Raw genomic sequence first — 26,915 nt, forward strand, 5'->3', positions numbered from 1 at the left:
GCCACGGAGCCCGTATATGCCCTGCGTCCACAGTGACGGAGCCCGCTCATGAGGTACGACCCGTCGCGCCCGGCCGGTCGTCTGCTGCTCACCCCCGAGGACAAGGAGGCCCCCGCCCGGGCCCGGCGCCTCGGTCAGCTGGGCCTCGCAGAACACCCGGACCCCGCCCTCGACGTCTACGCGGACCACCTCGCCGAGCTCACCGGGACGCCGTACGCCATGGTCAACTTCATCGACGAGAACCGGCAGTTCTTCGCGGGCCTGCACCTCTCGGACGTGGCCCGGCCCGTGGTGAAGGCGGACGGCAGCACGCCCGTCCTGGGCCGCGAACTGGCCCGCGACCACGGCTTCTGCCCCCATGTGGTGGTCCGGCGCAAGGCACTGGTCCTGGAGGACGTCTGCGACTACCCACGGTTCGCGGGCAATCCGGTGGTCGACGAGTTCGGCATCCGCTCCTATCTGGGCGCGCCGCTGATCGACAGTACGGGGATGGTGCTCGGCACCGTGTGCGTCGTCGACGTGGAGCCGCGCCCCTGGGGCAGGCCCGGCCTGGAGACCATCAAGTCGACGGCGGCAGACCTGGTCGCCCGGCTGGAGCGACGGGAGGCGGACGGGCTCCCGCTGCTGTGACGGCGGGCACGGCCGGCCACCGGGCGAGCGCTGTGGCGGCTCTTCGACGAGACAGTGCCGCGCAGCGGCTTTCCGGGGCGCGGGGAACCGTGCGACCAGCTACGACGAAGCCGCAGACGATCGACGCGCGCCCGTCGCTGCGCCCGCGCCGAGTGCTCAATAGCCGCGCCACACGTTGTCGAACGCGGCGTCCTCGATCGCCTTCCGCTGCCGTACGGCCTCCAACTCCATCACCGCATCGCCGACGGCAGCCAGTACGGTCGTGACCGCCTCACCGGAGAGGTCGTCCTGCTCCTCGGCCTGCTCCTCGTGGATCCCGGCGGCGGCGGCAAGGGCGGCGAGGACCGGCTCGCCCGAGGCCCAGCGCTCCTCGGCCTGCTGCCGGGCCGGCGAGTCGACCAGCTCGGCCCGCCCGGCCCGCAGCGGAAGCCGGCGCCCGCGCGGCCGGGCGGTCAGCCCCACCCGCTCCAGGTCGTCGACGTAGGCCGAGGACAGCCCGCGGCCCCGGCGCCACAGCCACTCCTCGACCGACTCGTACGGCTCCTGCCGTACGAGGGAGGAGGCGGCCTCGTCCAACAGGCGGTCGCCGGTGGGTGACGGTGCGCTGGGCAGGATGCGGTCACCGTCCAGGGCGAGGGCCAGGGCCTCGATGAGGTCGAGCACCTCGGCTCCCGCGAGTGCGAGCGACAGTTCGCCCTGCTGGACCTGGCGGCTGGGCGCCGCGTCCAGGGCGACGATCGCGAGGTCCCGTGCGGTGTTCATGGGCGGCTCCACGTCAGTTGTCCGAGGGCGGGGCGAGGACGTCGGGGCCGGCCTCGGGGCCTGCCCGGTGGATCAGGCCGGCGTCGCGGGTCCGGCACGCGCATCTGCGGCGTTGTCGCCGGCCGCCGACACTCCGCGTCGCCGCCCTCCTCAGCCTTTCGGCGGCAGGACGGCTGCAAGCCGAGGTTACCCACCGCCGCCCCGATCCGCCGGACAGGAACTGAGCAGGCCGGCGTCCTCAGTCGATTCTCGCTGCCGCGGCGGGGCTGTGTGTCGTACTACGACCATGTCGTGCGGGAAGCCGATCCGCAGCACGGCGGCGGCCGCGGCCGCGGCGAGGACCACGAGGGCGGCCGGCAGCAGCGCCCGCTGGTAGCCGTGGTGCAGCAGCGGGGTGACGGCGAGCGGGCCCAGGATCTGGCCGACCGAGTATCCGGCGGTCAGCAGGGCGACCGAGCGGGGGAAGCGCAGATGGGACCCGGTGGCCAGGGCCAGCATGCTGATGCCCAGGAAGGTACCGCCGAACAGCACCGCCGAGAGGAGTGCGGCAGCCACTGAGCCGATCAGGGCGGGCAGGGCGATACCGACTGCCTGCACCACCAGCGCGGCGAGCAGCAGCGCGGGCCGGGACCAGCGGCGGCCCAGCCACGCCCACAGCGCCGGGGACGGCACGGCGGCCAGCCCCACCAGCACCCAGGAGCCGTTGCCGACCCAGCCGGGGGAGCGCCGGCCGATCGCCGCGACCAGGAAGGTTCCGGCGACGATGTAGCCGATGCCCTCCAGGGAGTAGCTCACGAGCAGTGCGCCGAACCAGCGGTGTGTGCGGGGCGCCGTACTCCTTGGTTTCTCGCTGCTCGCGGGGGCGGCCGCCTCCGGCCGAAGGTTCCACGCGCCGACGGTCAGCAGCGCGGTGAGCGCGGCCGAGGCCCACCAGGCGACCCGCCAGTCCGCGACGGACCGCAGCGCCAGGAGCACCAGGCCGGACAGCGCGATACCGGCGCCGACACCGCCGATGGCCCAGCCGGGCAGGTGCGCCGGGTGCCCGCGCAGATGGTGCAGGAGGGAACTCGCGGCGACGACGAACACCAGGGCGCTCACCACCCCGGCCAGCAGGCGCAGCATGCCCCACAGCGTGGTGCTGTGGGTGAGGGGCATGGCGGCGAGGGTCGCGGTCAGTAGCAGCAGGGAGCCGCGCAGGACAGTACGGGATCGCACCAGCGAGGGCAGCAGGATGCCTGCGAGCGCCCCGACGAGATAACCCGCGTAGTTGGCGGTCGCCAGGTCGGCTCCGGCACCGGCGGACAGGCCCGCCTGGGTGTGCATCAGGGGCAGGATCGGCGTGTAGACGAAGCGCCCGACTCCCATGGCGGCCGCGAGCGCCGCCGCGGTCCGCGCGACATGGGTCCAGGGGGAGGAGGGGGTGCTCATCGGGTGCCGTCGACCCGGCCCGGGTCGTTGGGGTGGGACTCGAGCGGGGTGACGGCGACGGTCATCCACGGGCGCAGCGGCAGCGTGCCGAGCACCTTCTCGTGCAGCTCCGCCTCGTCGGCGGCCCGCCACACGCCGATGCTGCGCAACTCGCCCACGGGGCGCCACAGCCGGACCAGATGGCCGGTGCCGGCCAACTCCCGCGCGCGGACGGCCTCGGCGGCCCGCCGCCGGTCGACCTCGTCCTGGCCGGTGCCCTCCGGGACAGTGGTGGTGATCTCGACCAGGAACTCGCGCATGATGTGCTCCGATCGTCGTTGGTGGGCCCATCGTGCGCCCGTGACCAGCACCGATGCCACGACCGGCTGCCTCACTGCTGAGAGGCTCAGCCTCCCAGCGCGCGTAGCATGGCGCGCGTGGAACTGCGCCAGCTGCGCTACTTCGTCGCGGTCGCCGAGGAACTGAACTTCGGCCGGGCCGCCGAGCGGCTGCTCATCGCGGGCCCCTCGCTCTCCCAGCAGATCAAGGCGCTCGAACGGGACCTGGGCGTCCGCCTGTTCGACCGGGACCGCCGCTCGGTCTCCCTCACCCCCGCCGGAGCCGACCTCCTCCCGCACACCCGCGCCCTGCTGGAACGGGCCGACGACCTCAAGCGCCGGGCCGGCCGGCTGTCGGGCTCCCAGTCGGTACGCCTCGGTTACGTCAACTGGCTTCCCCCGGACCTGATTTCGCGTACGGCAGCGGTGGCCCGAGTGCACGTCGACGCCTGGGTGGCGCCTTCGCACACCCAGGCCGCCCGGGTGGCCGACGGCAGCCTGGACCTGGCCGTGTGCTGGCTGCGCAGAGCGGACCTCGAGCGGCTCGGGCTGCGGGCCCGGCTGATCGGCGCCGACCGGCTGTACGCCGTGGCCAAGGGCGGCGACACCCACGACGTACCGGATGTGGCGGCCCGGGACACCGACGTCCTCATCGACGACGACATCACCGCTTGGGCGTCCTGGAACGTGTACGCCGAGGAGCTCGCACAGGCCACCGGGGCCCGCACCGTGCGCATCTCCGACGGGGCCGTCACCGGCCCCGCCTTCTTCGACCACGTCCGCCGCTGCCGCCGTCCGGTCCTCAACTCGCCCAAGGGACAGACCACTCCGCTCCCGCCCGACCTGGTCCGCCGAGAGATCGTCGACCCGAAGGTCTACTGGACCTGGTCCCTCGTCCGGCGGGAGGCCGAGGACCGCGCCGGGGTCCTCGCCGCCGTCGACGCCCTCTGCGAGGGCGTCGGCGACCTGGGCATCCACACCCCGGACGCCTGGCTGCCCGCCGACGATCCGCACAGACTCCCTGGCTGACCCGGTCTGCTCTCGCTCCGCTATCGGCACATAAGCGTGCAAAGTACTCTCGGAGTGTGTGCGCGAACGCCTCGACCGCTCGCCCGTCCCGCCGGTCGTGAAGCATGAAGGCGTCGGGAACCGCTGCCGTACTCGGCCTCACCGTCGGCCTCGGTCTCGCCGGCTGCAGCGAGCACGCCGGTACGTCCGCGGCCTCGCCCCCGACCGCATCGACCGCGACCGGGACACCACGCCCGCCGCCGCCCAGCACCCCGGCGACCCCTTCGGCGCCGGACACGGCGACGGCAGCTCCCAGCACCAGCCCGGCGGATCCCGCCTCTGTCGTCGAGAGCTTCTACGCCGCGATCAACGCCCACGACTACCGCCGGGCGTGGGATCTGGGCGGAAGCCACCTCGGCAGGCCCTACGCCGACTTCGCGGGCGGTTTCGCCGACACCGTCGCCGACGTGATCGGCATCGACGACGTGAACGGGAACACGGTCGATGTCCACCTCCACGCCCTGCACACCGATGGAAGCACCGCCGACTATGCCGGTTCGTACGTCGTCGAGAACGGGACGATCACCTACGGCTCGCTGCACCTCGTAGCGACGAGTTCCCCGACTCGGACACCGGTGCCCAGCGCACCTGGTGGGCAGGTGGGGACCCTCAACCCGGACGTCACCCAGGCCACGATCCACTCGACGATCTGCGTGCCGGGCTGGACGGCGTCGATACGCCCGCCGGTCCATGTGACCGAGCAGCTGAAGAGGGAGCAACTCGCGGCGTCCGGCGCGGCGGACAAGGACCCCTCGCACTACGAGGAAGACCACATCATCCCCCTCGAACTGGGCGGGGCTCCGGCGGACCCGGCGAATCTGCGCCCCGTCCCGCTCTCCCGGGCCAGTGCGGACGACCGGCTGGAGAACTCCCTGCACCGTGCGGTGTGCGACGGCGCCATGACGCTCACGGCCGCGCAGTCCGAGATCGAGCGGGCCAAGGCCTCCGAAACGCAACCATGATCGAGTCGGCCTTGCCGACCGCGCCCGCCACAAGGACAGGGGTGGGGCGGGCGGGCCGGGTGTGAAGCGGAGCTGCGGCGCGGCTTAAGAAAACCTCGATGGACCGGGGGTGGCGTCGTGCGGCAGATTGCTTTGCGATTCCACCCCTCTCCCCGGATACGGGCGCCTTCGGCATGCCCGGTCCCGGGGTCGCACCCACAGGAGCCGTACGTGAAGGCGCTGGTCAAGGAGAAGGCTGAGCCCGGGCTGTGGCTCGCGGACGTGCCGGAGCCGGCCGTCGGGCCCGGTGACGTACTGATCAAGGTGTTGCGGACCGGCATCTGCGGGACCGATCTGCACATCCGGGCCTGGGACGGCTGGGCGCAACGAGCCATCCGTACGCCGCTGGTGGCGGGGCACGAGTTCGTCGGCGAGGTCGTGGAGACCGGCCGTGATGTCACGGACATCGCCGTCGGCGACCGGGTGAGCGGCGAGGGGCACCTGGTCTGCGGGAAGTGTCGCAACTGTCTGGCCGGGCGGCGGCATCTGTGCCGGTCCACGGTCGGGCTCGGCGTCGGACGCGACGGGGCCTTCGCGGAGTTCGTCGCCCTGCCCGCCGCCAATGTGTGGGTGCACCGGGTGCCCGTCGACCTCGACGTCGCCGCGATCTTCGACCCGTTCGGCAACGCCGTGCACACGGCGCTCTCCTTTCCGCTGGTCGGCGAGGACGTGCTCATCACGGGAGCCGGCCCCATCGGCCTGATGGCCGCCGCGGTGGCACGGCACGCGGGCGCCCGCAACGTCGTGATCACCGACGTCAGCGAGGAGCGGCTGGAGCTGGCCAGGAAGATCGGCGTGAGCCTCGCGCTGAACGTGGCGGAGTCGGAAATCGCCGACGGACAGCGGGAGTTGGGGCTGCGCGAGGGCTTCGACATCGGCCTGGAGATGTCCGGCCGCCCCGAGGCCATGCGCGACATGATCGCCAACATGACACATGGCGGCCGTATCGCCATGCTCGGTCTGCCCGCCCAGGAGTTCCCGGTCGACTGGGCCCGCATCGTCACCTCGATGATCACCGTCAAGGGCATCTACGGCCGGGAGATGTTCGAGACCTGGTACGCGATGTCGGTGCTGCTCGAAGCCGGCCTCGACCTGTCACCCGTGATCACCGGCCGGTACGGCTACGGCGACTTCGAGGCGGCGTTCGCCGACGCGGCGAGCGGCCGCGGCGGCAAGGTCATCCTCGACTGGACCGTGTAACTCCCTTCACCCGTCAGCACTTTCAGGAGCTTCCCCATGTTCGACTCCGTGCGCGACGACCTGCGCGCCACCCTCGACGAGATCCGCGCCGCGGGCCTGCACAAGCCCGAGCGCGTCATCGGCACCCCGCAGTCCGCGACCGTGAACGTCACCGCGGGAGGTCGCCCCGGCGAGGTCCTCAACTTCTGCGCCAACAACTACCTCGGCCTCGCCGACCACCCCGAGGTCGTCGCCGCCGCGCACCAGGCCCTGGACCGCTGGGGCTACGGCATGGCGTCGGTCCGCTTCATCTGCGGCACCCAGGAGGTGCACAAGGAGCTGGAAGCGCGCCTTTCCGCCTTCCTCGGCCAGGAGGACACCATCCTGTACTCCTCCTGCTTCGACGCCAACGGCGGTGTCTTCGAGACCCTGCTCGGCCCCGAGGACGCCGTCATCTCCGACGCCCTCAACCACGCGTCGATCATCGACGGCATCCGCCTGTCCAAGGCCCGCCGCTTCCGTTACGCCAACCGTGATCTGGCCGATCTGGAACGGCAGTTGAAGGACGCGTCCGACGCCCGGCGCCGGCTCATCGTCACCGACGGCGTCTTCTCCATGGACGGCTATGTGGCACCCCTGCGTGAGATCTGCGACCTCGCCGACCGCTACGACGCCATGGTCATGGTCGACGACTCCCATGCCGTCGGCTTCGTCGGTCCCGGCGGCCGCGGCACCCCTGAGCTGCATGGTGTCATGGACCGCGTCGACATCATCACGGGCACACTCGGCAAGGCGCTCGGCGGGGCGTCCGGCGGCTATGTCGCCGCCCGCGCCGAGATCGTCGCGCTCCTGCGCCAGCGCTCGCGGCCGTACCTCTTCTCGAACACTCTCGCGCCCGTGATCGCCGCCGCCTCCCTGAAGGTCCTCGACCTCCTCGAGTCGGCGGACGACCTGCGCAGCCGCCTGGCCGAGAACACCGCCCTGTTCCGCCGCCGGATGACCGAGGAGGGCTTCGAGATCCTCCCCGGCGACCACGCCATCGCCCCCGTGATGATCGGCGACGCGACCAAGGCGGGCCGCCTCGCGGAGCTGCTGCTCGAGCGGGGCGTGTACGTGATCGGCTTCTCCTACCCCGTGGTGCCGCAGGGGCAGGCCCGTATCCGTGTGCAGCTGTCCGCCGCCCACTCGACGGACGACGTCAACCGGGCCGTGGACGCCTTCGTGGCGGCGCGGGCGGAACTGGAGGCCTGATCCGGCCGTCCCGGACATATTGAGATAATCGATCTCATGATCGAAGCGCGGCGGCTCCACATCCTCCGTGCGGTGGCCGACCACCGCACCGTGACGGCGGCTGCCGCCGCGCTGTATCTCACGCCCTCCGCCGTCTCCCAGCAGCTGACGGCGTTGGAACAGGAGACGGGCCACCGCCTGGTCGAGCGCGGCGCCAAGGGCGTACGGCTGACCCCGGCCGGCGAGATCCTGCTCAGCCACACCAACGCGGTCCTCGCCCAGCTGGAGCGGGCGGAGGCCGAACTCGCCGCCTACGGCTCGGGCGCCGCAGGCACGGTCACCGTGGCCTCCTTCGCGACCGGCATCGCCCTGGTCGTGGCGCCGGCCGTGGCCCGCCTCGCCTCCTCCGCGCCCGGCATCCGCATCCGCGTCCAGGACGCCGAGGGCGACGCCAGCCTGCCGATGGTCCTGGACCGTCAGGTCGACGTCGCGGTCGCGGTCGAGTACCGCGGGGCGCCACCGGCCGACGACCCGCGCCTGACCCATGTACCGCTGTACGCCGAGCCCTTCGACGCGGTCGTCCCGGTGAGCCACCGGCTGGCCGACGCCCCCGAGATCCCGCTGGCCGACCTGGCCAAGGACCCGTGGATCGGCCCGTACCCCGGCAACCCCTGCCACGAAGTGGTCGTCCTGGCCTGCGAGAGCGCCGGATTCCAGCCCCGCCTGGAACACTCCTCCGACGACTTCCGGGCCGTCGTGGCCCTCGCCTCCTCGGACGCGGGCGTGGCCCTCGTACCACGCTCGGCACTGCGCGGAATGGACCTCACGGGCGTGGTCGTGCGTCCGGTGGACGGGACGGCACCCACCCGCCGGGTGTTCGCGGCGGTACGGCGGGGAGCCGAGGATCATCCGCTGATCCGGCCGGTGCTGGCGGCGCTCGACGAGGCGGCGCGGACACAGGGACCGGGGAGCGTGACGGGAGCCACAGGACCCGCCGTCTCTGATCTGGGATAGCATCCCGAATATGAAACAGGATGTCGCTGAGACCGGGCCCGATCCGGTCGACGCCCGGCTCGGTGCCCGGCTGGCCGAGCTGCGGGCCGAACGGGGTTGGTCGCTGGGGGAGTTGGCGGAGCGCAGCGGGGTCAGCCGCTCGACGCTCTCCCGCGCCGAACGGGCCGAGATCAGCCCCACCGCCTCGCTCCTGAACCGCCTGTGCGGTGTGTACGGGCGGACCATGTCCCAGCTGCTCAGCGAGGTGGAGGCGGAGCCGGCGCTGCTGGTGGCGGCCGCCGAGCAGCAGGTCTGGGAGGACCGGGCCTCCGGGTTCGTACGACGGTCCGTGTCGCCGCCGCACGCGGGGCTGCGCGGCGAACTCGTCGAGGGACGGCTGACCGCGGGCGCGGACATCGCGTACGACCGGCCACCCGTGCCCGGCCTCGAACAGCACATCTGGGTTCTGGAAGGAGCACTCGAGGTGACGGCACAGGAGGTGGAGCACCACCTCGGCACCGGGGACTGTCTGCGGCTGAGGGTGTGGGGGCCGACGCGGTTCCGGTGCGCGGGACCGGACGACGTGCGCTACGTCCTGGCGGTGGTGCTGCCGTGATCGTGAACCGGCTGGACTGCGATGAACTGCACGCGCGCGTGGACGCGTTGGCGGACCTTCTCGTCGACACCGTGGACGGCGGCGCCTCCATCGGCTTCCTCGCACCGCTCGACCGCGCCGAGGCCCTCGTCTGGTGGAAGGAGCGCGCCGCGGCCGTCGCCGCCGGGCAGCTCGCCGTGTGGACGGCGCTCGACGGTGAGCGGGTGGTGGGCACCGTCAGCCTGGCCTTCCCGGACAAGCCCAACAGCCGCCACCGCGCCGAACTGGTCAAGCTGATGGTGCACCGGGACGCCCGGGGACAGGGCCTCGGCCGCACACTGCTGACCACCGCGGAGGAGGCCGCCGCCGCGGCGGGCATCACCCTGCTGCACCTGGACACCGAGACCGACAGCCTCGCCGAGCACCTCTACCGCACGGCCGGCTGGACCCGGATCGGAGCGATACCGGACTACGCGGCCGCCCCGGACGGCGTGCTGCGGCCGACGTCGATCTACTTCAAGAAGCTGGGCCCAACAGCAGCGTGAGGTAGTCGCCCGACGCCCTCACCAGGTGATTGTCAGTGGCAGCGGCTACGGTGCGGAGCATGCCGGATGCCGAAGACGTACGCCGTATCTGCCTCGCTCTGCCGGACACGACGGAGAAGATCGCCTGGAGCATGCCCACGTTCCGGGTGGCGGGGAAGATGTTCGCCACGCTGCCCGAGGACGAGACCTCCATCGCCGTGCGCTGCCCCAAGGAGGAGCGCGACGAACTGGTGCTGGCCGAGCCGGGCAAGTTCTGGATCGCCGACCACGAGGCGCAGTTCGCCTGGGTCAGAGCCCGTCTCGCCGCGATCGAGGACGAGGGCGAACTGCGCGACATCCTCGCGGACTCCTGGCGCCAGGCGGCCCCGCCCCGACTGCTGGACGCCTACCCGGAGTTGGGGCTTCCGGACGCGGACTGAAAACGCTTCGAGCGTTGTCAGTGGCCCGTGACATGATCCTAAGTCGGGTGTGGGAGCCGGAGCGGAGGGGGCTTCGGCTACCACCGACACGTCGGGATGCGGGGATCGTGGGGGATCGGGCAGCGGGGAGGGGAGTGGGACAGGGTGACCGGGACGTCATCACAGCCACCGGACCCAAGGGCCTGGGTGGGGGAAGCGAAACAGCTGGACGGCTCGGAAGGAGCGGCCGGCGGACCGCGTGACATCGTTGCCGAAGCCCAGGCTCCGGGGGGAGGCGTGGGACCGGTGTGGTCACGGGACTTCGCGCTGTTCTTCGTCGCGCGTGCGGTCGCCCGGCTCGGTGACACCATGCTGCCCGTCGCCCTCGCCGCGGGCCTGCTGCAACACGGGTACGGAGCGGGCGCGGTCGGCCTCGCGATGGCCGCTACCTCCGTCGCCTTCGCCGGGCTTGTGGTCTTCGGCGGGGTGATCGCCGACCGCTTCAGTACACAGAAGCTGATGATCGGCGCCGACCTCGTACGCCTCGGCACCCAGTCCCTGGCCGCCGGGCTGTTCTACTCCGGTCACGTCGCTCTCTGGGAAATCTGCGCCATCGGCTTCGTCAACGGTGCCGCGGGCGCCGTGTTCCAGCCCGGCGTCGCCAGTACGGTGCCCCGGCTCGCCTCCGACATCCAGGGCGCGAACGGCGCCATACGCGTCGCCGAGTCCGCGGCCCAGCTCGCCGGTCCCGCGCTCGCAGGCGTCCTGGTGGGCTTCGCCTCGCCGGGTGGCGTCTTCGCGGCCCATGGGGCCACCTACGCGGTCAGCGCCCTGTGCCTGCTGCTGCTCCGGCTGCCCCCGCCGGCCCCGGGAAGCGGTCCGGCGGGACACGGCGGAGGCAGTGCCTTCCGGGCCGATCTGATCGAAGGATGGCGGGAGTTCAGAGCGCGCACGTGGCTGTGGGGCGTGATCGCCATCTGGTGCGTGTACATGATCGCCGTCTGGGGCCCCTCCGTCCCGCTGGTGGCGACGGAGGTGGTCCAGGAGCACGGCCCGCGCGCCTACGGCGTGGTCAACTCCGCCCTCGGCGCCGGTACCGTCATCGGCGGCCTCCTCGCCCTGCGCCTGCGCCCCCGCCGCATGCTGCGCGCCGGTGCCCTCTCCCTGTTCGCCTTCGCCGGCTTCCCGGCGACCGTCGGTGCCGGACTCGGCGTACCGGCCATGGCGGTCGGGGCGGCCGTCGCCGGGGCCGGGATGTCCTTCTGGGGCGTGATGTGGGCGACGAGCGTCCAGACCCAGGTCCCGCCCGACGTCCTCAACCGCATCCACGCATACGACGTCGCCGGCTCCCTCGCGATGATGCCGGTCGGCCAGGCCCTCGCCGGCCCCGCAGCCACGGCCGTCGGCGCAGACCACGTCCTCCTCGCCGCCGCAGCGATGAGCTTCGCCATCCCGATCGCCCTGCTCTCGGTACCGGCGATACGCAACCTGATACGCGCTGACGCATCGGCGGGGGGCTCGGGAGCGGGGGCGACCGACCGGCGGCGGCGCTCGGAGACAACGGGCTGACGGGGGACATCCGCCTGCTCGGGTTGTTCTCTCCCACTACGGGCATTGACGCACCGGTGGCGGATCGGGGCACGGGGGGCGGCAGGTCGGCGACCTTGTTCGGAGACGGCGGGCTGGCGGTGGGCATCGACTGGCTTGGCTGGCTTGGTTGGCTCGCTCTTCGCCCGGTACGCGTCGTTGTTCCCGCGGCGGATCGGGGGACGGCAGGTCGGCGGCTGCGTTCGCAGACGACAGGCTGACGGCGCGCATCCGCCTGCTCGGCTCGCTCCCTCCCACACCGGCATGCCCGGCTGCCACGCGCCCAACGCCCTGACTCACAGCCGCCGCCTCTGGCTCACCAGTCTCGGCGCCGGCTCACCCCGTGACGCCCCGGGCCGCGCGGTGACGTCCTCGGCACCCGCCGGTGCCCCGCCTCACGCGACCCGCGCACCCACCCCACCGCCCGATACAAACCTGCCGATCCGTTCCCGCAGTGATCGGGCGTCCAGGCCGTGCGCGGCCACGTGCTCCTCGATGCGGCCGTACCGGCGAAGCTCACCACGGCCCACGCCGAGCCCCAGCACGCGGTGGGGGACGTCGGACAGCGCGTCGTTCGCGGCGGCCGTCGACGTGCCCGCCAGGTACGGCTCGACGAGGACGACATCCGTCCCGGCCGTCTCCGTCGCCCGGCGCAGTGCGGCCGAGTCGAAGGGGCGCACGGTCGTCGCGTACAGCACGGTCACGTCGAGCTCCGCCGTGGCGGCGAGCACGGCGTCCAGCATCGGTCCGACGGCGACGACAATGCCGGAGCGACCTTCGCGGACGGTGAGGAAACGCTCGCCGTCGACCGGAAACCCCTCCGCGTTCGACTGCACGGACAGCCTCACGTACACCTTGTCGTCGCCCGCGGCGACCGCATGCCGCAGCAGCGTCTCGGCCTCGTCGGGATGCCCGGGCACGTGCACGGTCCAGCCGTCCAGGGTGTCGAGGAGGGCCACGTCGCCGGGAGCCATGTGCGTGTATCCACCCGCCGGCCAGTCGAAGGACCCGGCGGCACTGACCAGCACCGCACCGACGTTCTGATGCCCCAGATCCAGCTTGACCTGCTCGAAGGGCCGCTCGACGAGGAAGCTGGCGAAGGTGTGCACGACCGGCCGCAGCCCGGTCAGTGCCAGCCCCGCACCGGCCCCGATCAGCAACTGCTCGCGGATGCCGACATTGAGCACCCGGTCCGGATGTCGCCTCTGCGCCTCGGCGAAGGCGTCCCTGCCGATCTCGGCGAGGACGACCGCGACCCGCGGATCCTCGTCGAGCAGCCGTGAGACGACGGGGGCGAAACGGTCACGCATCGTGTCCATGGAAGGTCTGGCCTTTCTCGTGGTGGAGGCAATACCGCAGGAGGAAGCGGGTCTCAGGCGCTCTTCGGCTCCACCTGAGCCACGACGACATGCGGGCGGCCCGGATGCGGAGCGGTGAAAGCGGCATGGAGCGCTTCGTGATCGCGACCGTCGACCGTGACCGCGGACCAGCCCGCGGCCTCGAAACGGGCGGCGATGCCGCCGGGCCGGGCATGGCTGGCGGAGGAGTTGTCGACGACGACGGTGTGCAGTCGCTCGAGCCCGGCGGGCCCCGCGAAGGCGATCGCCTCGTGATTGCTGCCCTCGTCCAGCTCGGCGTCCCCGATCAGCACCCAGACCCGCGGCTCGTGCAAGCCCTGCGCACGCAGCCCCAGCGCCGTACCCACAGCGATCGGCAGCCCGTGCCCCAACGACCCACTGCCGATCTCTGCCCCCGGCACGAGCACACGGTCCGGATGGTGCCCGAGCGGAGAGGCGTACGTCCCGAACCCGGGCAGCCAGTCCACGGGCACAAATCCCTTGGCGGCGAGCACCGCGTAGTAGGCCATCGGGCCATGCCCCTTCGACAGCAGAAAGCGGTCCCGCCCCGGGTCGGCCATACGCTCGGGTCCCACCCGCAGCACCCGGTCGTACAGCACCCACAGCACGTCCAGCGTGGACGTCGCCGCCGGGCCGTGCTTCTCGTCGCCCGTCATCAGCCCCATGAGCCCGGGCAGGTCCTCGTGGGCGTACGTACGCCGCTGTTCCTCGGTGATCGTCATGCGGACGATCGTGCAACCTCAACCAAACTTCAGGTCAAGTGTTGCCGCGGACCGCTCCTCGGCAGCCCCGGACAAAAGCCATGCGCGACCATCGACCCGAGTGCGGTATGGTTTCCATGCACGTCCGGTCAGGGGAAACCCCAGGTCAGACGGGCACCGGGACGTGGCGCAGCTTGGTAGCGCACTTGACTGGGGGTCAAGGGGTCGCAGGTTCAAATCCTGTCGTCCCGACGGTGCGAAGGGTCTTCGCAGGCAGGAGCCTGCGAAGACCCTTTTCTGCGTGGGTCGTTTCCGGCTTCGAGGTTAAGCATGCCGCTCATCGGCGACAGGTGGATCAGCTAGGCGCGCGACCGACTGTGCCGTCACTCACCGAAGATCGAGACGAACCCCGCCGACGAGCAGCCGGTGAATCTGCGGACGTGGTCGTGGATGGACCGCGACGGCGGGGTAGAGGGGCAACTGTGCATCGCCCCACACGATGTGGCGTAGTGTCACGAACAGATCGGTGAGCTGCTGCTCAGCCCGCACTGCCAGGGGAGAAGGGTCTCCAATGGACGTATCACCCACCCTTTCACGGGACTGCACCACGCCCACGCCGGTGCGATACATCGACGGCGTCCTGTGCCTGGACGGGCTGCCGCTCGACCGGGTCGTGGCCGGGGTCGGTACTCCCGCTTATGTCTACTCGCTGGACGCCATGGTGGCGAACCTGGTCCGGGTCCGGGAGGCGTTCGCGCCGCTGGGCGGGCGTGTCTCGTACTCCGTGAAAGCCAACTCCAATCAGGCGATCCTTACCAGGTTCGCAGCACTGGGGTCGGGTTTCGATGTGGTGAGCGGTGGCGAGCTGAGCCGTGTGCTGGACGCGGGCGGGGACCCGGCGCACACCACCTTCGCGGGCGTGGGGAAGACGGATGAGGAGCTGCTGCTGGCCGTCCGCCACGGGGTGCTCGTCAATGTGGAGTCGGCCGATGAGCTGGACGCACTGCAGAGGATCGCGCAGGGCGTGGGGCGCCGGGTACGGGTGGGTCTGCGGATCAATCCCGCGGTGACGGTGGCGACGCTGGCGCCCATGCAGACCGGGAGCGCGCGGGCGAAGTTCGGGGTTCCGGCCGACGAGGCACGGGAGTTGGTCGACGGCTTCGCGGCCGGGCGGTACCCGGATCTGGAACCGCTGGGCGTGCACATGCATGTGGGCTCGCAGGTGCCGGAACCGGCGGGGATGGTGCGGGCCACCGAAGTACTGCTGGATGTGCTGGAGTACGGGCAGCAGGTGGGCCTGGCCGGGTTCCGGCGGCTGGACATCGGGGGTGGCTTCCCCATCGACCACGGCGGGGAGAGCGTGCCGGGGCCGGAGGAGTTCGCGGCCGCGCTGGCTCCGCTGCTGTCCGGGCGCGATGACCTCGACCTGTTCCTGGAGCCCGGCCGGTCGGTCGCCGGCCCGGCGGGCGTGCTGGTGGCCAAGGTGCTGTACCGCAAGCACCGGCCCGGTCGCCGGATGCTGGTCCTGGACACGGGGATGCACCACTTCATCCGCCCCGCCCTGTACCGTACGTCGGCCCATCGCATCGTGCCCGTGCGGGAAGCGCCCTCGGTGGGGCCGACCGAGGTGGTCGGTCCGGTGTGCGAGTCGACCGACACGTTCTCCCAGGACGCGCAACTGCCCGACCTCGTCCCCGGTGACCTGGTCGCCTTCCTGGACGCGGGGGCGTACGGGATGGTGATGGCCTCCAACTACAACACCAACCGGCGTCCCCCGGAGATCGTCGTGGAGGGCGGCAGCCCGCGAGTCGTACGCCCGCGCGAGAACTGGCGCGACCTGTACGCCTCGGAGGGCTGATCCACCGCGTCAGACGGGATCGGGCTCGGGCCGGGGCGGTTCACCGGTTTGCCCGTCGACCGACTGCCGCACGCCGTTGACGCCTTCGGACCAGGGACTCCACGCGAAGGCGAACATCGACTCGGGCAGGATCATCCCGGAGCAGCGGATCTCGTCGTTGAGCAGGTCGAGCTGGCTGACCGTCGACTGGGAGGCGAGGTTGGCGATCGGCATGAGCTGGTAGTCCTGGAAGCCGATCGCCCGGAACGAGAAGTCGTACGTGCGGGCGGACGAGCGCCATACGTAGTTGTCGTGCCGGTTGCACAGCTGCCGGTGTGTGTAAGTGACCCAGGCCTGTTCGCCGGGCTGCATCAGCATCTGCTGGCAGGTCACGTCGAACTCCAGCCAGAGCGTGCCGTTGGAGCTGTCGCTGAGCGAGATGCCGCCGAGGTCGGGTTCGATCCGCAGGGGTACGGCGTGGCTGGGCAGCACCACTTTGATGCTGGGCTGCAGCACGTGCCGTACCCAGACCAGGCACTCCTCCGCGGACAGCTGCCCGGCTCGGAAGCGCCGGGTGAGTTCGGTGTTCGCCGGGATGGGGATCAGCTGGGAGTGGATGACGCCGTCGCCGTTGATCCGCACCGGGCGGCGGGAGGTGTTGGCGTCGGTGCGGTAGGTGAAGGACGCCTTGATCCGCAGCACGCTGTCCGGCAGCGGCGGTGCGGAGTCGGCGAACCGTTCCTGCGCCGGCTGGTCCGACAGTTCGATCTCGGCCCGGTAGCTGCTGCGCGGTGGCGCGGCGAGCGTCGCCACCAGCCAGTCCACGGCCTGCGACACACCACCGTCGTTGGGGAAGCGGGCCCGGACGGCGCGCTTGAGGTGACGTTCCTGCTCCAGGCTGCTGAGCTGACTCAGATATCCGTCGCTGGAGAGCAGGGCGGCGACCAGCTCCTGGGTCGCATATCGCTTGAGGTTGATCAGATCGAGGATCAGGGCCACCGCACCTGCCTGGACCAGGGTGTTGCCAAGGAGGTTCAGGTACTGGTTCGCAGTCGAGCCGTCGGGCCCGGCCTGGTGGAGTGTCGCCAGCCACAGCCAGCTTCCGGAAATGAGCAGGAGCGCGCTGATCAGCAACGCCTTCTCCCGTACCAGCCCCCATTGCGCCCGCGAACGTCCAGCCATGCTGCCTCCCCCGGTTCCCTGGGCCGTACCGTGTCCAGTATCCAGTGCGCTCACGGGTCACGACAGGCCTTCGAACCTTCAAGTGTCCGGGCTGGTAGCGGAGTTGGAGGCGCTGTACCCCCCGAGCTGTCTAGGGGGCGGGAAGGGTTTGGCGGGAGCTGAACCGCCAGGGCCACCAAGTGGCCCGCTGCACCGTCGAGCGACGTCAGTACGCGTGGTGGGTCTGCCAGAAGGCCCAGGCCTGGCAGGGGCTGCCGTACACGCTGTTCATGTAGTTCAGGCCCCACTTGATCTGGGTGGCGGGGTTGGTCTGCCAGTCCGAGCCGGCGGACGCGTACTTCTTGCCGGGCAGTGCCTGCATGAGGCCGTAGGCGCCGGAGGAGGCGTTGAGCGCCTGCATGTTCCAGCCGGACTCGCGGTCCACGATGTTGCTGAAGCACTGGAACTGGCCGCTGGGCACGATCTGCCGGGCTATCGCCTGGATCTCGGCGACGGTGTACGAGCTCTTGGTCGGGACGACGGCGCTGCTGTGGTCGGCGGCCGCCTTGGCTTCGGTCCGCTCCTTTGCCGCCTTCTCCGCGGCTTCCTTCTTCGCGACCGCGGTCGCGGCGGCAGCCCTGCGGGCCGTCTGTTCGGCGTCCTGCCTGGCGCTCGCGTCCGCCTGGACGGCCTGGGCGTCGGCCTGCTGCGTCAGGGACGCGGTCTGCACCTGGGCCTGCTGCCCCGCGGGTATGTCCGCGAGCAGCGTCGAGCCGACTGCCGTCGCTTCGGCGTCGTTCGTCTGCGGCGTGGCGGCCGAGGAAGCTCCGACGACGCTTCCGACAGCGGTGACCGCGGAGGCCGAAGCCACTGCCAGTCCCCGGACCGAGATCGGGCTCACACGTCTTCCTTCCGCTTCGTTCGTGAGGCCATGTCGTGACGTGTCGAGCAACTCGCTTGGCCTACCCAGCAGTTCGAACACTCTGCCGTGCGGGGGCGGGTGGCGCAATGGTGAAGGAGGTGTGGATGCTCACACCTGATGTCACTGAAACCTCGTCCGGGTGTGGGCAGTTGACGTGTCGGGGCTCCCCGGCCGTAGTGGCGGGGAGCCCCGAGGACGGTGCTGCGGTTCGCTGCGGCTACCGGGACACCGGCGCGTCCTGGGTGCCGTTCCGGCGGATGCGTTCGCGAATCAGGGAGATGGCCATCACCAGCGCGGCGACCAGTACCGACAGCAGTACCTGGATGCGTCCGCCGCCCTTGCTGTCGTCGGTGAGCATGTAGAGGAGGACGAAGGAGATCATGCCGATCGTGGCCCAGGTCAGGTACGGGAAGAGCCACATGCGGACGACCAGCTTCTCCGGGGCCTCGCGCAGGATGATCCCCCGCATCCGCAGCTGCGAGAAGCAGATGACCAGCCAGACGAAGAGCGCGACCGCGCCGGAGGAGTTCAGCAGGAACTGGAAGACCGTGTCCGGCCACAGGTAGTTGAAGCCCACCGCGACGAAACCGAAGGCCACCGAGGCCAGGATCGCGGGCTGCGGCACGCCGCGGGAGTTCGTCCGTACGAAGGAGCGCGGCGCGTCGCCGCGCTGTCCGAGGGAGAACGCCATCCGGGAGGCGGTGTAGAGGCCGGAGTTGAGACAGGACAGCACGGCGGTCAGCACGATGAAGTTCATGATCTGGCCGGCGTGCGGGATGCCGATCGAGTCGAGAGCCGCCACGTACGAGCCCTTCTTGGCGATCGAAGGGTCGTTCCACGGCAGCAGCGAGACCACGACGAGGATCGAGCCGACGTAGAAGACGCCGACCCGCCAGATCACGCTCCGGGTGGCCTTGGCGACCGCCTGCCGCGCGTTCGCCGACTCACCGGCGGCCAGCGTGACGATCTCGCTGCCCATGAAGGAGAAGACGACCAGCAGGATGCCGGTGAGGATCGCGCCCGGGCCGTTCGGCAGGAAGCCGCCGTGCCCGGTGAGGTTGCCGAAGCCGGTCGCGGCATGGTCGGAGCCGGGCAGCACACCGAAGATCGCCAGACCGCCGAGGACGATGAAGCCGGTGATGGCGACGACCTTGATGCCGGCGAACCAGAACTCGAACTCGCCGAAGGAGCCGACCGAGGCCAGGTTCGTGACGGTGAGGACGACCATCACGATCAGCGCCCAGGCCCACTGCGGCACGGCAGGCACCCACCCCTCCAGGATCACGGCACCCGCGGTCGCCTCGACGGCGAGCACGACGACCCAGAAGAACCAGTACAGCCAGCCGATCGAGAATCCGGCCCAGCGGCCGAGCGCGCGGTCCGCGTAGGCGGAGAAGGAGCCGGAGCTCGGGTTCGCCGCGGCCATCTCGCCGAGCATCCGCATCACGAACACGACCAGGGCGCCGACCAGCGCGTACGAGAGCAGGATGCCGGGTCCGGCGGCGGCGATGCCGGAGGCGGAGCCCACGAAGAGCCCGGCGCCGATCACCCCGCCGATGGCGATCATCGACAGATGGCGGTTCTTGAGGCCGGGCCGCAGGGCTGCCTGCTCGGGAGTCCGACCACTGGAGGGAGGAGCGGCGGCCGGAGCCGCAGCACCAGGGGGACGTGTAGTCATGTCGACATCCATGGGGTGGTGGGAGGGCCGCGAGGGAGGGGGTCCGCGCCGCGTTCCGTTCCCTTGCGGGAAGTGATCCGTTTCACTGGCGGAAATGGATTTGCGCAAGCGTATGAGCGGCTGCGGGGAGGCGGGTTTGTTCTCGGGTACGAAGTAGTCCTCGAGGGTTGTACGGCCGGACAATGCGAAGCCGGGCTCAGGCGCCGGGCGGCAGCCGCAGCTGGAGCATGGCCAGCAGTCGCTGGTCGGGGCGGCTCAGGTCGAGACCGGTCAGTTCCTCGGCCCGGCGGATGCGGTAGCGCAGCGTGTTGCGGTGCACATGCAGCCGGGTGGCGGCCGCCCGCACGTCACCGAAGCAGTTGAGGTAGGCCAGGAGGGACTCGGCGAGCCGGCCCTGGTGCCGGCCGTCGTGGGCGACCAGCGCGGTCAGCCGTGGGTCCCGTATCTCGGGGTGGGCGGCGAGCAGCGTGAGCATTTCGCTGATCAGGACTTCCGCCTGGATGTCCGGGAGTGCGGCGACCGCGGCGGGGACCCCGGCGCCCAGCATGGCGTCGAGGACGCGGTCGGCCTCGCGGCGCGAGTCGGGGGCCTTGCCCAGTCCGGACACCAGGCAGCCGATCGAGCCGCGCAGCGGCAGGCTCAGATGGCGGTGGGCGGCGTCGGTGATCTCCTGGGCCCAGCCGCGCAGGGTGTCCCTGTCGATGCTGCGGGGCAGCTGGGGCAGCAGCACATAGATCCGGGGGTCGACCTGGGTGACCAGGGCGCTGCGGTGCCGGGCGGCGATCTGCACCGAGATGAGGTTGGTGACCTCGGTGTGGGTCAGCTCCGGGGCGGTGACCGCCTCGGCGGTCCCGTAGGAGAAGCCCAGGACGGCGGCCGGGCGGGCGGCGTCGAGACCGAGGTGGGTGGCCAGGGGCTGCGGGCCGGTGCTGCCCTCCAGCAGTCCGGCCAGCAAGGTGCGGGTGAGGGTCAGGTCGTCGGAGAGTTCCCGGCGGCGGCGCACCAGGTGGTGGGCGGCGACCCGGGCGGTACCCAGCAGCGCCCGCCCCGAGTGCTCGGACAGCGGCGTGGAGCCCTCCTGGACCCAGATGGTGCCCAGCTGCCGCTCCCCGGAGCGGATGGCCACCGCGAGGCGGCGGCGGATGCCCAGCTCCGGGTGGCTGTCGATGCCGATCACCTTGTCGCTGGAGTGCAGGTGCTGGAACACGCCCCACTCGCGCAGCTTCGCCAGATACGCCTCCGGGCCCTGCCAGCCGAGGATGGAGCGCCGCCGCAGGTCGTCGATCTCGTCGGAGTCGGTGGAGCGGGAGTAGGCCAGCACCCGGTTGGCGGCGTCCTCGATGCTGACGATGCCGCCGGTCAGCACGGCGGTCGTCTGGGCGAGCGAGAACAGGTCGCCCTCCTCGGCCCCTGCCTCGTACTCGCCCGGCGGTGCGTCGTCGAGGGCGGCGCGGGCCAGCGCGTTCACCTGATCCCAGGGGGCGTCGCCGCGCAGCGAGAGCAGGGCGACCCCGGCCTCGGCGGCGGTCTCGCTGAGGGCGGTGGCCTGGCCGGCACCGTCCAGCTTGACCACGACGGCGGCCGCCCCGTCGCGCCCGGCGGCCCGCAGCGCGGGAAAGGCGGCCCGGCCGCGGGCACCGATGACGAGGACCAGCTCGCCGGGCTGTGCTGCTGGCGGGTCCTCGGGATCGAGCAGCGCCACGCCCTGGATCTCGACGTCCAGTCCGGCGGGAGCGGCCTGCACCTCCACCAGTGAGTCGCCCAGGGTCATCAGCAGCCGGCGCAGGCTGACGCCCGCGGGGGGCGGGGAGACCGCGGCCGGATCCATGTCTGTCGCCTCTGCTGGGAGCCACGCGGAGCTCCGATGCTAACCGGACCGGTCAGCAGGGCCGCACCGGAGCATGGTGTGCTCACAGGCGCGGGGAGCGGCGGACGGTCAGGACGGCGATGTCGTCGTGCCGCCGGTCGGCGTCGGTGAACGCGAGGGCGTCCTCGTGCAGCGCCCGGGGCAGTTCGGTGGGGGAGAGGCCGAGGTGCTTCGTCAGTCGCTCGTCGAGCGGGTAGAACGTGCCGTCGTCGGCGCGGGTCTCGGTGAGGCCGTCGGTGGTCAGCAGCAGCGTCGAACCGGCCGGGAAGTCGAACCAGTCCACGGTCGTGGGTTCGGCGGCCAGTTCGGCGAGACCGAGCGGGACACCGGAGTCCAGCGGCGGTGTGGTGACCAGGCCCTCGTGCATCAACCGGGGAGGAATGTGACCGCAGTTGACGACCTGCACCTCGCTGTCGGCGTCGACGCCGAGGATGAGCGCGGTGACGAACCGCTCGTCGTCGCCGGTCTGTTCGGCGTAGGAGTTGTGGCGGACGACCGCTGCGTCCAGGGCGTCGACGAGGGCGGTGAGCGTGGGCTCCCGGTGGGCCGCCTCCCGGAAGGCGCCGATGACGGCGAACGCGGCGCCCACGGCGGCCAGCCCCTTGCCCTGCACGTCACCGATCAGCACCCGGGTGCCGAAGGGCGAGTCGACGACGTCGTAGATGTCCCCGCCGACGAGCCGGTCCTCCTGCACGGGCTCGTAGACGCCGTTGACCAGCACGTCGTCGGTGACCAGGGGCAGCGGGTGCAGGATGTGGCGCTGCATGGCCGCGGCGGTGGAGCGCAGCCGCAGCATCTCGTGCTCGCGCCGGATGCGCCAGCGACAGGCGTAGACGGAGGCCACCCCCAGCGCGAGGGTGAACAGGACCAGCAGCAGCCGGTCCAGCCAGTGCCCGCCGACCGGGGCCCGCACCACCGCGGTGGTGGTGACGACGAGCGTGGTCCACGCGGCGACGAACCCCGTCTGCCGCACGGTGCACAGCGCCGACGCCGTCCCCGGCAGGAAGACCAGCAGCCCGAGCAGCCACACCTCGGACCCCGACAGCACCCCCAGGACCTCCACCAGCACGGTCACGGAGATCACGCCGACGACCAGTTCGGCGTCGCTCGGCGGCTGGATGGCGTCGGAGACCTCGGCGGGTCTGTTCCGTCGGCTACCGGTCATGGGGGCTCCCGGTCAGGTGGCGATCACCCTCTACGTTATGGCAGGCGGGACAAAGTCCGCTGCGGCTCTCCGCGCCCCAAGGGGCGCGGGGAACTGCGCGACCAGCCACAACGGCGCCGCAGACGACAGGCAACCCATCGCGGCACCACCCGCGGAGCGCCTAGTCGACGTCGACCGGCCCGTCGTCCGACTTCCTCTCCTTGCCCGAGTGCAGCTGGAGCAGCCCGCCGCCGCTGTTCTCCTCGGGCCGGCGGCCGTCGGTGGCGTCCTGGCCGTTCAGGTTCTGCCGGACCGAGTCGAGGATGGTCAGGCCCTGGGACACCAGACCCGCGGCGATCTCGCCCAGACCGTCCGCTCCGTTGAGGACGTTGACGTTGGCGCCGGCCAGGCCGCCCGCCGCCTCCTTCACGATCTGCGGCAGCTGGTCGATCAGCATCCGGTCGAGCGCGACCCGGTCGTACGAGGCCGCCGCCTCGGCCTGGATCTTCATGCGCTGCGCCTCGGCGGCCGCGAGCACCCTGACCCGCTCGGCCTCGGCCTCGGCGGGCTTCACGATCTCGGCGACCAGCTGCTCCTGACGCAGCTTGGCCTGGCGCTGCGCCAGTTCGGTCTGCGCGGCGAGCACCTCCTGCTGGGCGTGCGCCTGCGCCAGGGGTCCGGCCTGGGCCGCCTGTGCCTGCGCGCGGTCCACCTCGGCGGAGTACTCCGCCTTCACGATGGCGGTCTGCCGGGCGTACTCGGCCTGCTTGCGGGCGGCCTCCTGCTCCGCCTCGACGGAGGCCTGGGTGGCCTGGGCCTGGGCGATCTGGGCCTGCCGCTGGATGGCCGCCTTGTGCGGGGCGGACATCGCGTCGATGTATCCGGCGTCACCGTCGTCGATCGACTGGATCTGCAGCGAGTCCACGATCAAACCGATCTTCGCCATCTCGGTCTTGGAGGTGTCCAGGACCTCCGCGGCGAGCTTCTGCCGCTCGGTGACGATCTCCTCGACCGTCATCGAGCCGATGATCGCCCGCAGGTGACCGGCGAAGATCCGGCCGGTCAGGACGGACATCTGGTCCTGGTCGGAGAGGAAGCGCTGGCCGGCGTTGATGATGCTCTCGTGGTCGTTGCCGACCTTGAACGCGATGACGGCGCGGACGTGCAGGGCGATGCCCTGCCGGGTCACACAGGTCTCGGTGACCTCGGACTCGCACATCGACAGGGTGAGGAACCGGGTCTTGCGGAAGAACGGGATCACGAACTTGCCGTGGCCCGTCACCACTCGGAACGGCGCGCCCCCCAGTCCCCGCCTGCCTCCCGAGATCAACATCGCCTCGTCGGGAGCGGGAACGCGGTATCCGAACATGTTTCTTTCTACTCCTCAGTCAGCGTCGGCGTCGCCGAGCGCGTCCAATGGATCCACCCACTCGATGACGCCGACCTCACGACATCCGCGCGACTCGATCACCAGCACCGTCGCCCCCGTGGGCAGGGGATCTTCGGACCAGGCGAGGAAGGTCTCGGAACCGCCTCTGACGCGCACCAGGATTTCGCCGGGCCCCGCGGATCCGCGCGTTCCGACGAGCACCTTCCCCGTGCAGCCGATCACGGCTTCGTCCTGCGGCATCATGGCCGCTCTCCTATGTTCTGGCCCACGATTCAGACGATAGACCTACCTGGGTCGGGGACCCAACGGGCTCGTCGATTCGGTGCGTGCCGCAGCAATGTCGTGGTCCCCGGCCGAGGGGGTCTCAGGCCCCCGGAACCGGTGGATTCCCTTTGCGGGAAAGGTCAGTTGCCTGCCTCCCGCCTCTGGCCCCGGATACATACCGGGCGGTATACAGACTGCGTCGCGTGTGATGCCGCGCCTTGGTGCGGCTCCGCGCGACGTCCGGGTCTCAGGGGGAGGAATCGCATGGCGGACGACACGCGTTCGGGCTCAGCGGCGAGACGCCGGCGGCGGGGGATGGCGGTGGGGGCGGCGCTCGGCGGCTGCGCCCTCGTCGCGGCGTCCACGACGCCTGCCGCGGCACACGGAGGGGGACACGGCCGGGACACCCGCTATGTGTCGCTCGGGGACTCCTATACGGCGGGTCCCCTCATCCCGCAGCAGGTGGACGCCAACTGCGCCCGCTCCGACCACAATTACCCCTCGATCGTGGCGGCGGCGCGCAAGGCGACCGCGTTCAAGGACGTCAGCTGCAGCGGCGCGACCACCGACAACATGTGGAAGGCGCAGGGCACCAACGGGCCCCAGCTGGACGCGCTGAACCGCGACACCGGTCTGGTGACGGTCCAGATCGGCGGCAACGACATCGGTTTCAGCTCCATCATCGGCACCTGCGCCCGCCTCAGCTCCCAGGACCCGACGGGAGACCCCTGCCGGCGCTACTACGCCTCGTCCGGCATCGACCAGCTCACGGTCGCCATCGCGCGGACCGCGCCGAAGATCGACGCGGTGCTGCGGGCCGTGCACACCAGGGCGCCGCACGCGCGGGTGCTCGTGGTGGGCTACCCCGACCTGCTGCCCGACGACGGCAGCGGCTGCTACCCGTCGGTGCCGTTCGCGGCCGAGGACTTCGCCTATCTGCGGGACGTCGGCAAGCGACTGAACCTGATGCTGCGGCTGGTCGCCGAGTGGGACCGGGCGGAGTACGTCGACACCTACGGGCCCACGGTGGGCCACGACATGTGCAAGGCACCCGACGTCCGCTGGATCGAACCGCTCCAGCCGGCCTCGCCCGCCGCCCCCGCGCACCCCAACGCCAAGGGTGAGGAAGCGATGGCGCGTGCCGTTCTCGAACGTCTGGGCAAGGGGCGCGGCCGCGGTTGAGCGCCAGGGCGGCGAGGTTCGGCCCCATTGGTGTGACGTCGCGGACGGGAATGAATGAAAGGTGCTGAACGGGCAACGTTCCCCTTCATGCCCCGCTTCATGCACAGTACGAACAGCCCCCTGCAGGTGATTCGATGACGACGGCGACCAGGGCGCCCCGGTCGTCATCGACCACCGCGACCACGACGACCAGGAGTTCCCCGTCCGCTCCGGCGCCCTCACTGCCGTCCCTCACCGGCCTGCGTTGGATGGCCGCACTGCTGGTCTTCGGACTGCACGTGCACAACTTCCACTATTTCGACGGCACCGCCGGCTCCGTCGTCACCTGGGCGTTCGGGGCCGGCGGGACGGGGGTGTCGTTCTTCTTCGTGCTGTCCGGGTTCGTCCTGACCTGGTCGGCCCGGCCGGGTGACCGCGCGCCCGCCTTCTGGCGCCGCCGTATCGCGCGCATCCTGCCGGTGCACCTGGTCACCGCCGCGATCGCGCTGCTCATGGCGTACACGCTGGCCCACCAGTCCAAGCCGACCCTGAGCCAGGGGCTGGCCAACCTCCTGCTGGTGCATTCCTGGTGGCGGCCCTGGTGGCAGACGCTGGACCCGGTCAGCTGGTCGCTGGCCTGCGAGGCCTTCTTCTACGCCGTCTTCCCGCTGCTGGCGCTGGTCCTGCGCCGTCTCGGTGCCCGCGGTGCTACGGCGCTGGCGGGAGCGTCGGTGCTGGCGGTGCTGGGGCTGGCGTGGGTCGACGCGCACCACTGGCTGGGCCAGCAGATCTACTCCTTCCCCGCCGCGCGGCTGCCCGAGTTCGTCCTCGGGGTCGCCGTCGCCCGGCTGGTGCTGCTCGACCGCTGGCGCGGACCCGGCCTGGAGGCCTCGCTCGCGATCGCGATCATCGGCTATTTCTTCGTGCCGCACGTCCCGCACATCACCGACGGCTACCCGGCCACCGTCTGCACCGTCATCGGCTTCGCCCTGCTCATCCCGGCGGCGGCCGTCGCCGACCTGCACGGTCTGCCCTCGATGTGGCGCCACCGGCGACTGGTACGGCTGGGGGAGCTCTCCTTCGCCTTCTACATGGTCCACCTGCTCGTGCTGCGGGCCGGGACCAACCTGCTCGGCACGAAACCCCTCTTCGGTCCGACGGCGGGGCTGGCCGTCACGGCCGTCGCGTTCGCCGTCTCCCTCGGCCTGTCCTGGGTCCTGTACGAGGCGGTGGAGCGCCCCGCGAGACGCCTGCTGCTCCGCCGCCGCCCCTCCGCCGAGCCCCGCTCGGTCGTCCGGCAGCCGGACGGCCAGGAGGCCTAGGCCGTACTGTCGCGCAGGCCCAGCCGCAGATGCTCCACGTGGTAGAGGGCCTGCTCGAGCAGTTCGGCGACGTGGTTGTCGTAGAGCGCGTAGATGACCGAGCGGCCGCGGCGCTCGCCGGTGACCAGGCCGAGGTTGCGCAGCAGGCGCAACTGGTGGGAGCAGGCGGACTGTTCCATCCCCACGGCGTCGGCGAGTTCGGTCGCCGCGCACGGGCCCTCCTGCAGTCGGGCCAGGATGCGCAGTCGGGACGGGGTCGCCAGGGCCTGGAGCGTGGCGGCCACATCGGCGGCGCCCACTGCCTCCAGACGCTCGCGTGCCGTTGCGGCGGTGGTGGTGTCAGCTCCGTGGCCCATGCCACTCATCCTACGGAGGGT

The 26,915-nt window shown here is 71.2% G+C and carries 26 protein-coding genes and 1 tRNA gene; 14 read left to right on the forward strand and 13 right to left on the reverse strand.

Features of this window, described 5'->3' with window-relative positions; genetic code table 11:
* Nucleotides 1–48: 48 nt before the first annotated feature.
* Entirely contained in the window at nt 49–630 is a 582-nt protein-coding gene (locus ABT254_RS14825) for a GAF domain-containing protein (protein ID WP_351468758.1), read from the forward strand.
* Nucleotides 631–786: 156 nt separating this feature from the next.
* Here ABT254_RS14825 and ABT254_RS14830 read toward each other — a convergent pair whose 3' ends face one another.
* The 3 genes from ABT254_RS14830 to ABT254_RS14840 form a co-directional block, all read right to left on the reverse strand.
* Nucleotides 787–1,392 carry a GPP34 family phosphoprotein gene (locus ABT254_RS14830; protein WP_351468761.1) on the reverse strand — a complete coding sequence of 202 codons (606 nt, stop codon included), beginning with the start codon at nt 1,390–1,392 and terminating at the stop codon, nt 787–789.
* 186 nt (nt 1,393–1,578) lie between these two features.
* Nucleotides 1,579–2,820, reverse strand: coding sequence for a YbfB/YjiJ family MFS transporter (locus tag ABT254_RS14835; protein ID WP_351468764.1), 1,242 nt, complete (start codon nt 2,818–2,820; stop codon nt 1,579–1,581).
* Entirely contained in the window at nt 2,817–3,119 is a 303-nt protein-coding gene (locus tag ABT254_RS14840) for a muconolactone Delta-isomerase family protein (protein WP_351468767.1), read from the reverse strand. The genes ABT254_RS14835 and ABT254_RS14840 overlap by 4 nt, the downstream gene beginning before the upstream one ends.
* 108 nt (nt 3,120–3,227) lie before the next feature.
* On the opposite strand from ABT254_RS14840, the gene ABT254_RS14845 reads away from it, so the two are divergent.
* The 9 genes from ABT254_RS14845 to ABT254_RS14885 all read left to right on the forward strand — a co-directional run bounded on the left by ABT254_RS14845 (nt 3,228) and on the right by ABT254_RS14885 (nt 11,715).
* Nucleotides 3,228–4,166 (forward strand): LysR family transcriptional regulator, encoded by a 939-nt coding sequence (locus ABT254_RS14845; RefSeq protein WP_351468769.1) that lies wholly within the window; start codon nt 3,228–3,230, stop codon nt 4,164–4,166.
* Nucleotides 4,167–4,270: 104 nt separating this feature from the next.
* The gene (locus ABT254_RS14850) at nt 4,271–5,167 is read left to right on the forward strand and encodes a nuclear transport factor 2-like protein (RefSeq protein WP_351468772.1); all 897 of its coding nucleotides are present in this window, start codon (nt 4,271–4,273) and stop codon (nt 5,165–5,167) included.
* A 210-nt stretch (nt 5,168–5,377) separates the two neighbouring features.
* Nucleotides 5,378–6,406: an L-threonine 3-dehydrogenase gene (gene tdh, locus ABT254_RS14855; protein ID WP_351468775.1), complete on the forward strand. Its 1,029-nt coding sequence runs from the start codon at nt 5,378–5,380 to the stop codon at nt 6,404–6,406.
* 36 nt (nt 6,407–6,442) lie between these two features.
* Nucleotides 6,443–7,636 (forward strand): glycine C-acetyltransferase, encoded by a 1,194-nt coding sequence (locus ABT254_RS14860; RefSeq protein ID WP_351468778.1) that lies wholly within the window; start codon nt 6,443–6,445, stop codon nt 7,634–7,636.
* Nucleotides 7,637–7,672: 36 nt separating this feature from the next.
* Nucleotides 7,673–8,629 carry a LysR family transcriptional regulator gene (locus ABT254_RS14865; RefSeq protein ID WP_351468781.1) on the forward strand — a complete coding sequence of 319 codons (957 nt, stop codon included), beginning with the start codon at nt 7,673–7,675 and terminating at the stop codon, nt 8,627–8,629.
* Between the two features lie 10 nt (nt 8,630–8,639).
* Nucleotides 8,640–9,224, forward strand: a complete 585-nt coding sequence (locus tag ABT254_RS14870; protein WP_351468784.1) for a helix-turn-helix domain-containing protein — start codon at nt 8,640–8,642, stop codon at nt 9,222–9,224.
* Nucleotides 9,221–9,748, forward strand: a complete 528-nt coding sequence (locus ABT254_RS14875) for a GNAT family N-acetyltransferase (RefSeq protein ID WP_351468787.1) — start codon at nt 9,221–9,223, stop codon at nt 9,746–9,748. The genes ABT254_RS14870 and ABT254_RS14875 overlap by 4 nt, the downstream gene beginning before the upstream one ends.
* Before the next feature lie 59 nt (nt 9,749–9,807).
* Nucleotides 9,808–10,167 carry an MmcQ/YjbR family DNA-binding protein gene (locus ABT254_RS14880; RefSeq protein ID WP_351468789.1) on the forward strand — a complete coding sequence of 120 codons (360 nt, stop codon included), beginning with the start codon at nt 9,808–9,810 and terminating at the stop codon, nt 10,165–10,167.
* A gap of 276 nt (nt 10,168–10,443) precedes the next feature.
* The gene (locus ABT254_RS14885; RefSeq protein WP_351468792.1) at nt 10,444–11,715 is read left to right on the forward strand and encodes an MFS transporter; all 1,272 of its coding nucleotides are present in this window, start codon (nt 10,444–10,446) and stop codon (nt 11,713–11,715) included.
* A 413-nt stretch (nt 11,716–12,128) separates the two neighbouring features.
* Here the strand turns inward: ABT254_RS14885 and ABT254_RS14890 are convergent, their stop codons facing one another.
* Nucleotides 12,129–13,052, reverse strand: coding sequence for a transketolase family protein (locus tag ABT254_RS14890; protein WP_351468795.1), 924 nt, complete (start codon nt 13,050–13,052; stop codon nt 12,129–12,131).
* 53 nt (nt 13,053–13,105) lie between these two features.
* The gene (locus tag ABT254_RS14895; RefSeq protein ID WP_351468798.1) at nt 13,106–13,813 is read right to left on the reverse strand and encodes a thiamine pyrophosphate-binding protein; all 708 of its coding nucleotides are present in this window, start codon (nt 13,811–13,813) and stop codon (nt 13,106–13,108) included.
* A gap of 157 nt (nt 13,814–13,970) precedes the next feature.
* On the opposite strand from ABT254_RS14895, the gene ABT254_RS14900 reads away from it, so the two are divergent.
* Together ABT254_RS14900 and lysA are read left to right on the forward strand one after the other, a co-directional pair.
* Nucleotides 13,971–14,044, forward strand: a tRNA-Pro gene (locus ABT254_RS14900).
* A gap of 319 nt (nt 14,045–14,363) precedes the next feature.
* Nucleotides 14,364–15,650 carry a diaminopimelate decarboxylase gene (gene lysA / locus ABT254_RS14905; RefSeq protein ID WP_351468801.1) on the forward strand — a complete coding sequence of 429 codons (1,287 nt, stop codon included), beginning with the start codon at nt 14,364–14,366 and terminating at the stop codon, nt 15,648–15,650.
* Nucleotides 15,651–15,659: 9 nt separating this feature from the next.
* On the opposite strand, the gene ABT254_RS14910 is transcribed toward lysA, so the two are convergent.
* The 7 genes from ABT254_RS14910 to ABT254_RS14940 all read right to left on the reverse strand — a co-directional run bounded on the left by ABT254_RS14910 (nt 15,660) and on the right by ABT254_RS14940 (nt 24,031).
* On the reverse strand, nt 15,660–16,811 hold the full coding sequence (locus ABT254_RS14910) for a hypothetical protein (protein ID WP_351468804.1): 1,152 nt from the start codon (nt 16,809–16,811) through the stop codon (nt 15,660–15,662).
* A gap of 205 nt (nt 16,812–17,016) precedes the next feature.
* Nucleotides 17,017–17,691: an aggregation-promoting factor C-terminal-like domain-containing protein gene (locus tag ABT254_RS14915; RefSeq protein ID WP_351468807.1), complete on the reverse strand. Its 675-nt coding sequence runs from the start codon at nt 17,689–17,691 to the stop codon at nt 17,017–17,019.
* A gap of 238 nt (nt 17,692–17,929) precedes the next feature.
* The gene (locus tag ABT254_RS14920; protein WP_351468810.1) at nt 17,930–19,390 is read right to left on the reverse strand and encodes an amino acid permease; all 1,461 of its coding nucleotides are present in this window, start codon (nt 19,388–19,390) and stop codon (nt 17,930–17,932) included.
* A gap of 196 nt (nt 19,391–19,586) precedes the next feature.
* A complete protein-coding gene (locus ABT254_RS14925) occupies nt 19,587–21,218 on the reverse strand; it encodes a PucR family transcriptional regulator (protein WP_351468813.1) in 1,632 nt (543 codons plus the stop codon).
* A gap of 82 nt (nt 21,219–21,300) precedes the next feature.
* Complete coding sequence (locus tag ABT254_RS14930) at nt 21,301–22,422, reverse strand: PP2C family protein-serine/threonine phosphatase (RefSeq protein ID WP_351468816.1); 1,122 nt, start codon at nt 22,420–22,422, stop codon at nt 21,301–21,303.
* A 160-nt stretch (nt 22,423–22,582) separates the two neighbouring features.
* Nucleotides 22,583–23,770: an SPFH domain-containing protein gene (locus ABT254_RS14935; protein WP_351468819.1), complete on the reverse strand. Its 1,188-nt coding sequence runs from the start codon at nt 23,768–23,770 to the stop codon at nt 22,583–22,585.
* Nucleotides 23,771–23,785: 15 nt separating this feature from the next.
* Entirely contained in the window at nt 23,786–24,031 is a 246-nt protein-coding gene (locus ABT254_RS14940) for an NfeD C-terminal domain-containing protein (protein WP_351469151.1), read from the reverse strand.
* Nucleotides 24,032–24,319: 288 nt separating this feature from the next.
* Between ABT254_RS14940 and ABT254_RS14945 the strand changes: the two genes are divergently transcribed.
* Together ABT254_RS14945 and ABT254_RS14950 are read left to right on the forward strand one after the other, a co-directional pair.
* Nucleotides 24,320–25,237, forward strand: a complete 918-nt coding sequence (locus ABT254_RS14945; RefSeq protein ID WP_351468822.1) for an SGNH/GDSL hydrolase family protein — start codon at nt 24,320–24,322, stop codon at nt 25,235–25,237.
* Nucleotides 25,238–25,371: 134 nt separating this feature from the next.
* Nucleotides 25,372–26,538, forward strand: coding sequence for an acyltransferase family protein (locus tag ABT254_RS14950; protein WP_351468825.1), 1,167 nt, complete (start codon nt 25,372–25,374; stop codon nt 26,536–26,538).
* On the opposite strand, the gene ABT254_RS14955 is transcribed toward ABT254_RS14950, so the two are convergent.
* Nucleotides 26,535–26,894 (reverse strand): ArsR/SmtB family transcription factor, encoded by a 360-nt coding sequence (locus ABT254_RS14955; protein WP_351468828.1) that lies wholly within the window; start codon nt 26,892–26,894, stop codon nt 26,535–26,537. The two genes, ABT254_RS14950 and ABT254_RS14955, sit on opposite strands and share 4 nt — an antisense overlap.
* Nucleotides 26,895–26,915: the final 21 nt, after the last annotated feature.

The sequence above is a fragment of the Streptomyces sp. NPDC001137 genome, assembly GCF_040298885.1.
GTDB lineage: Bacteria > Actinomycetota > Actinomycetes > Streptomycetales > Streptomycetaceae > Streptomyces.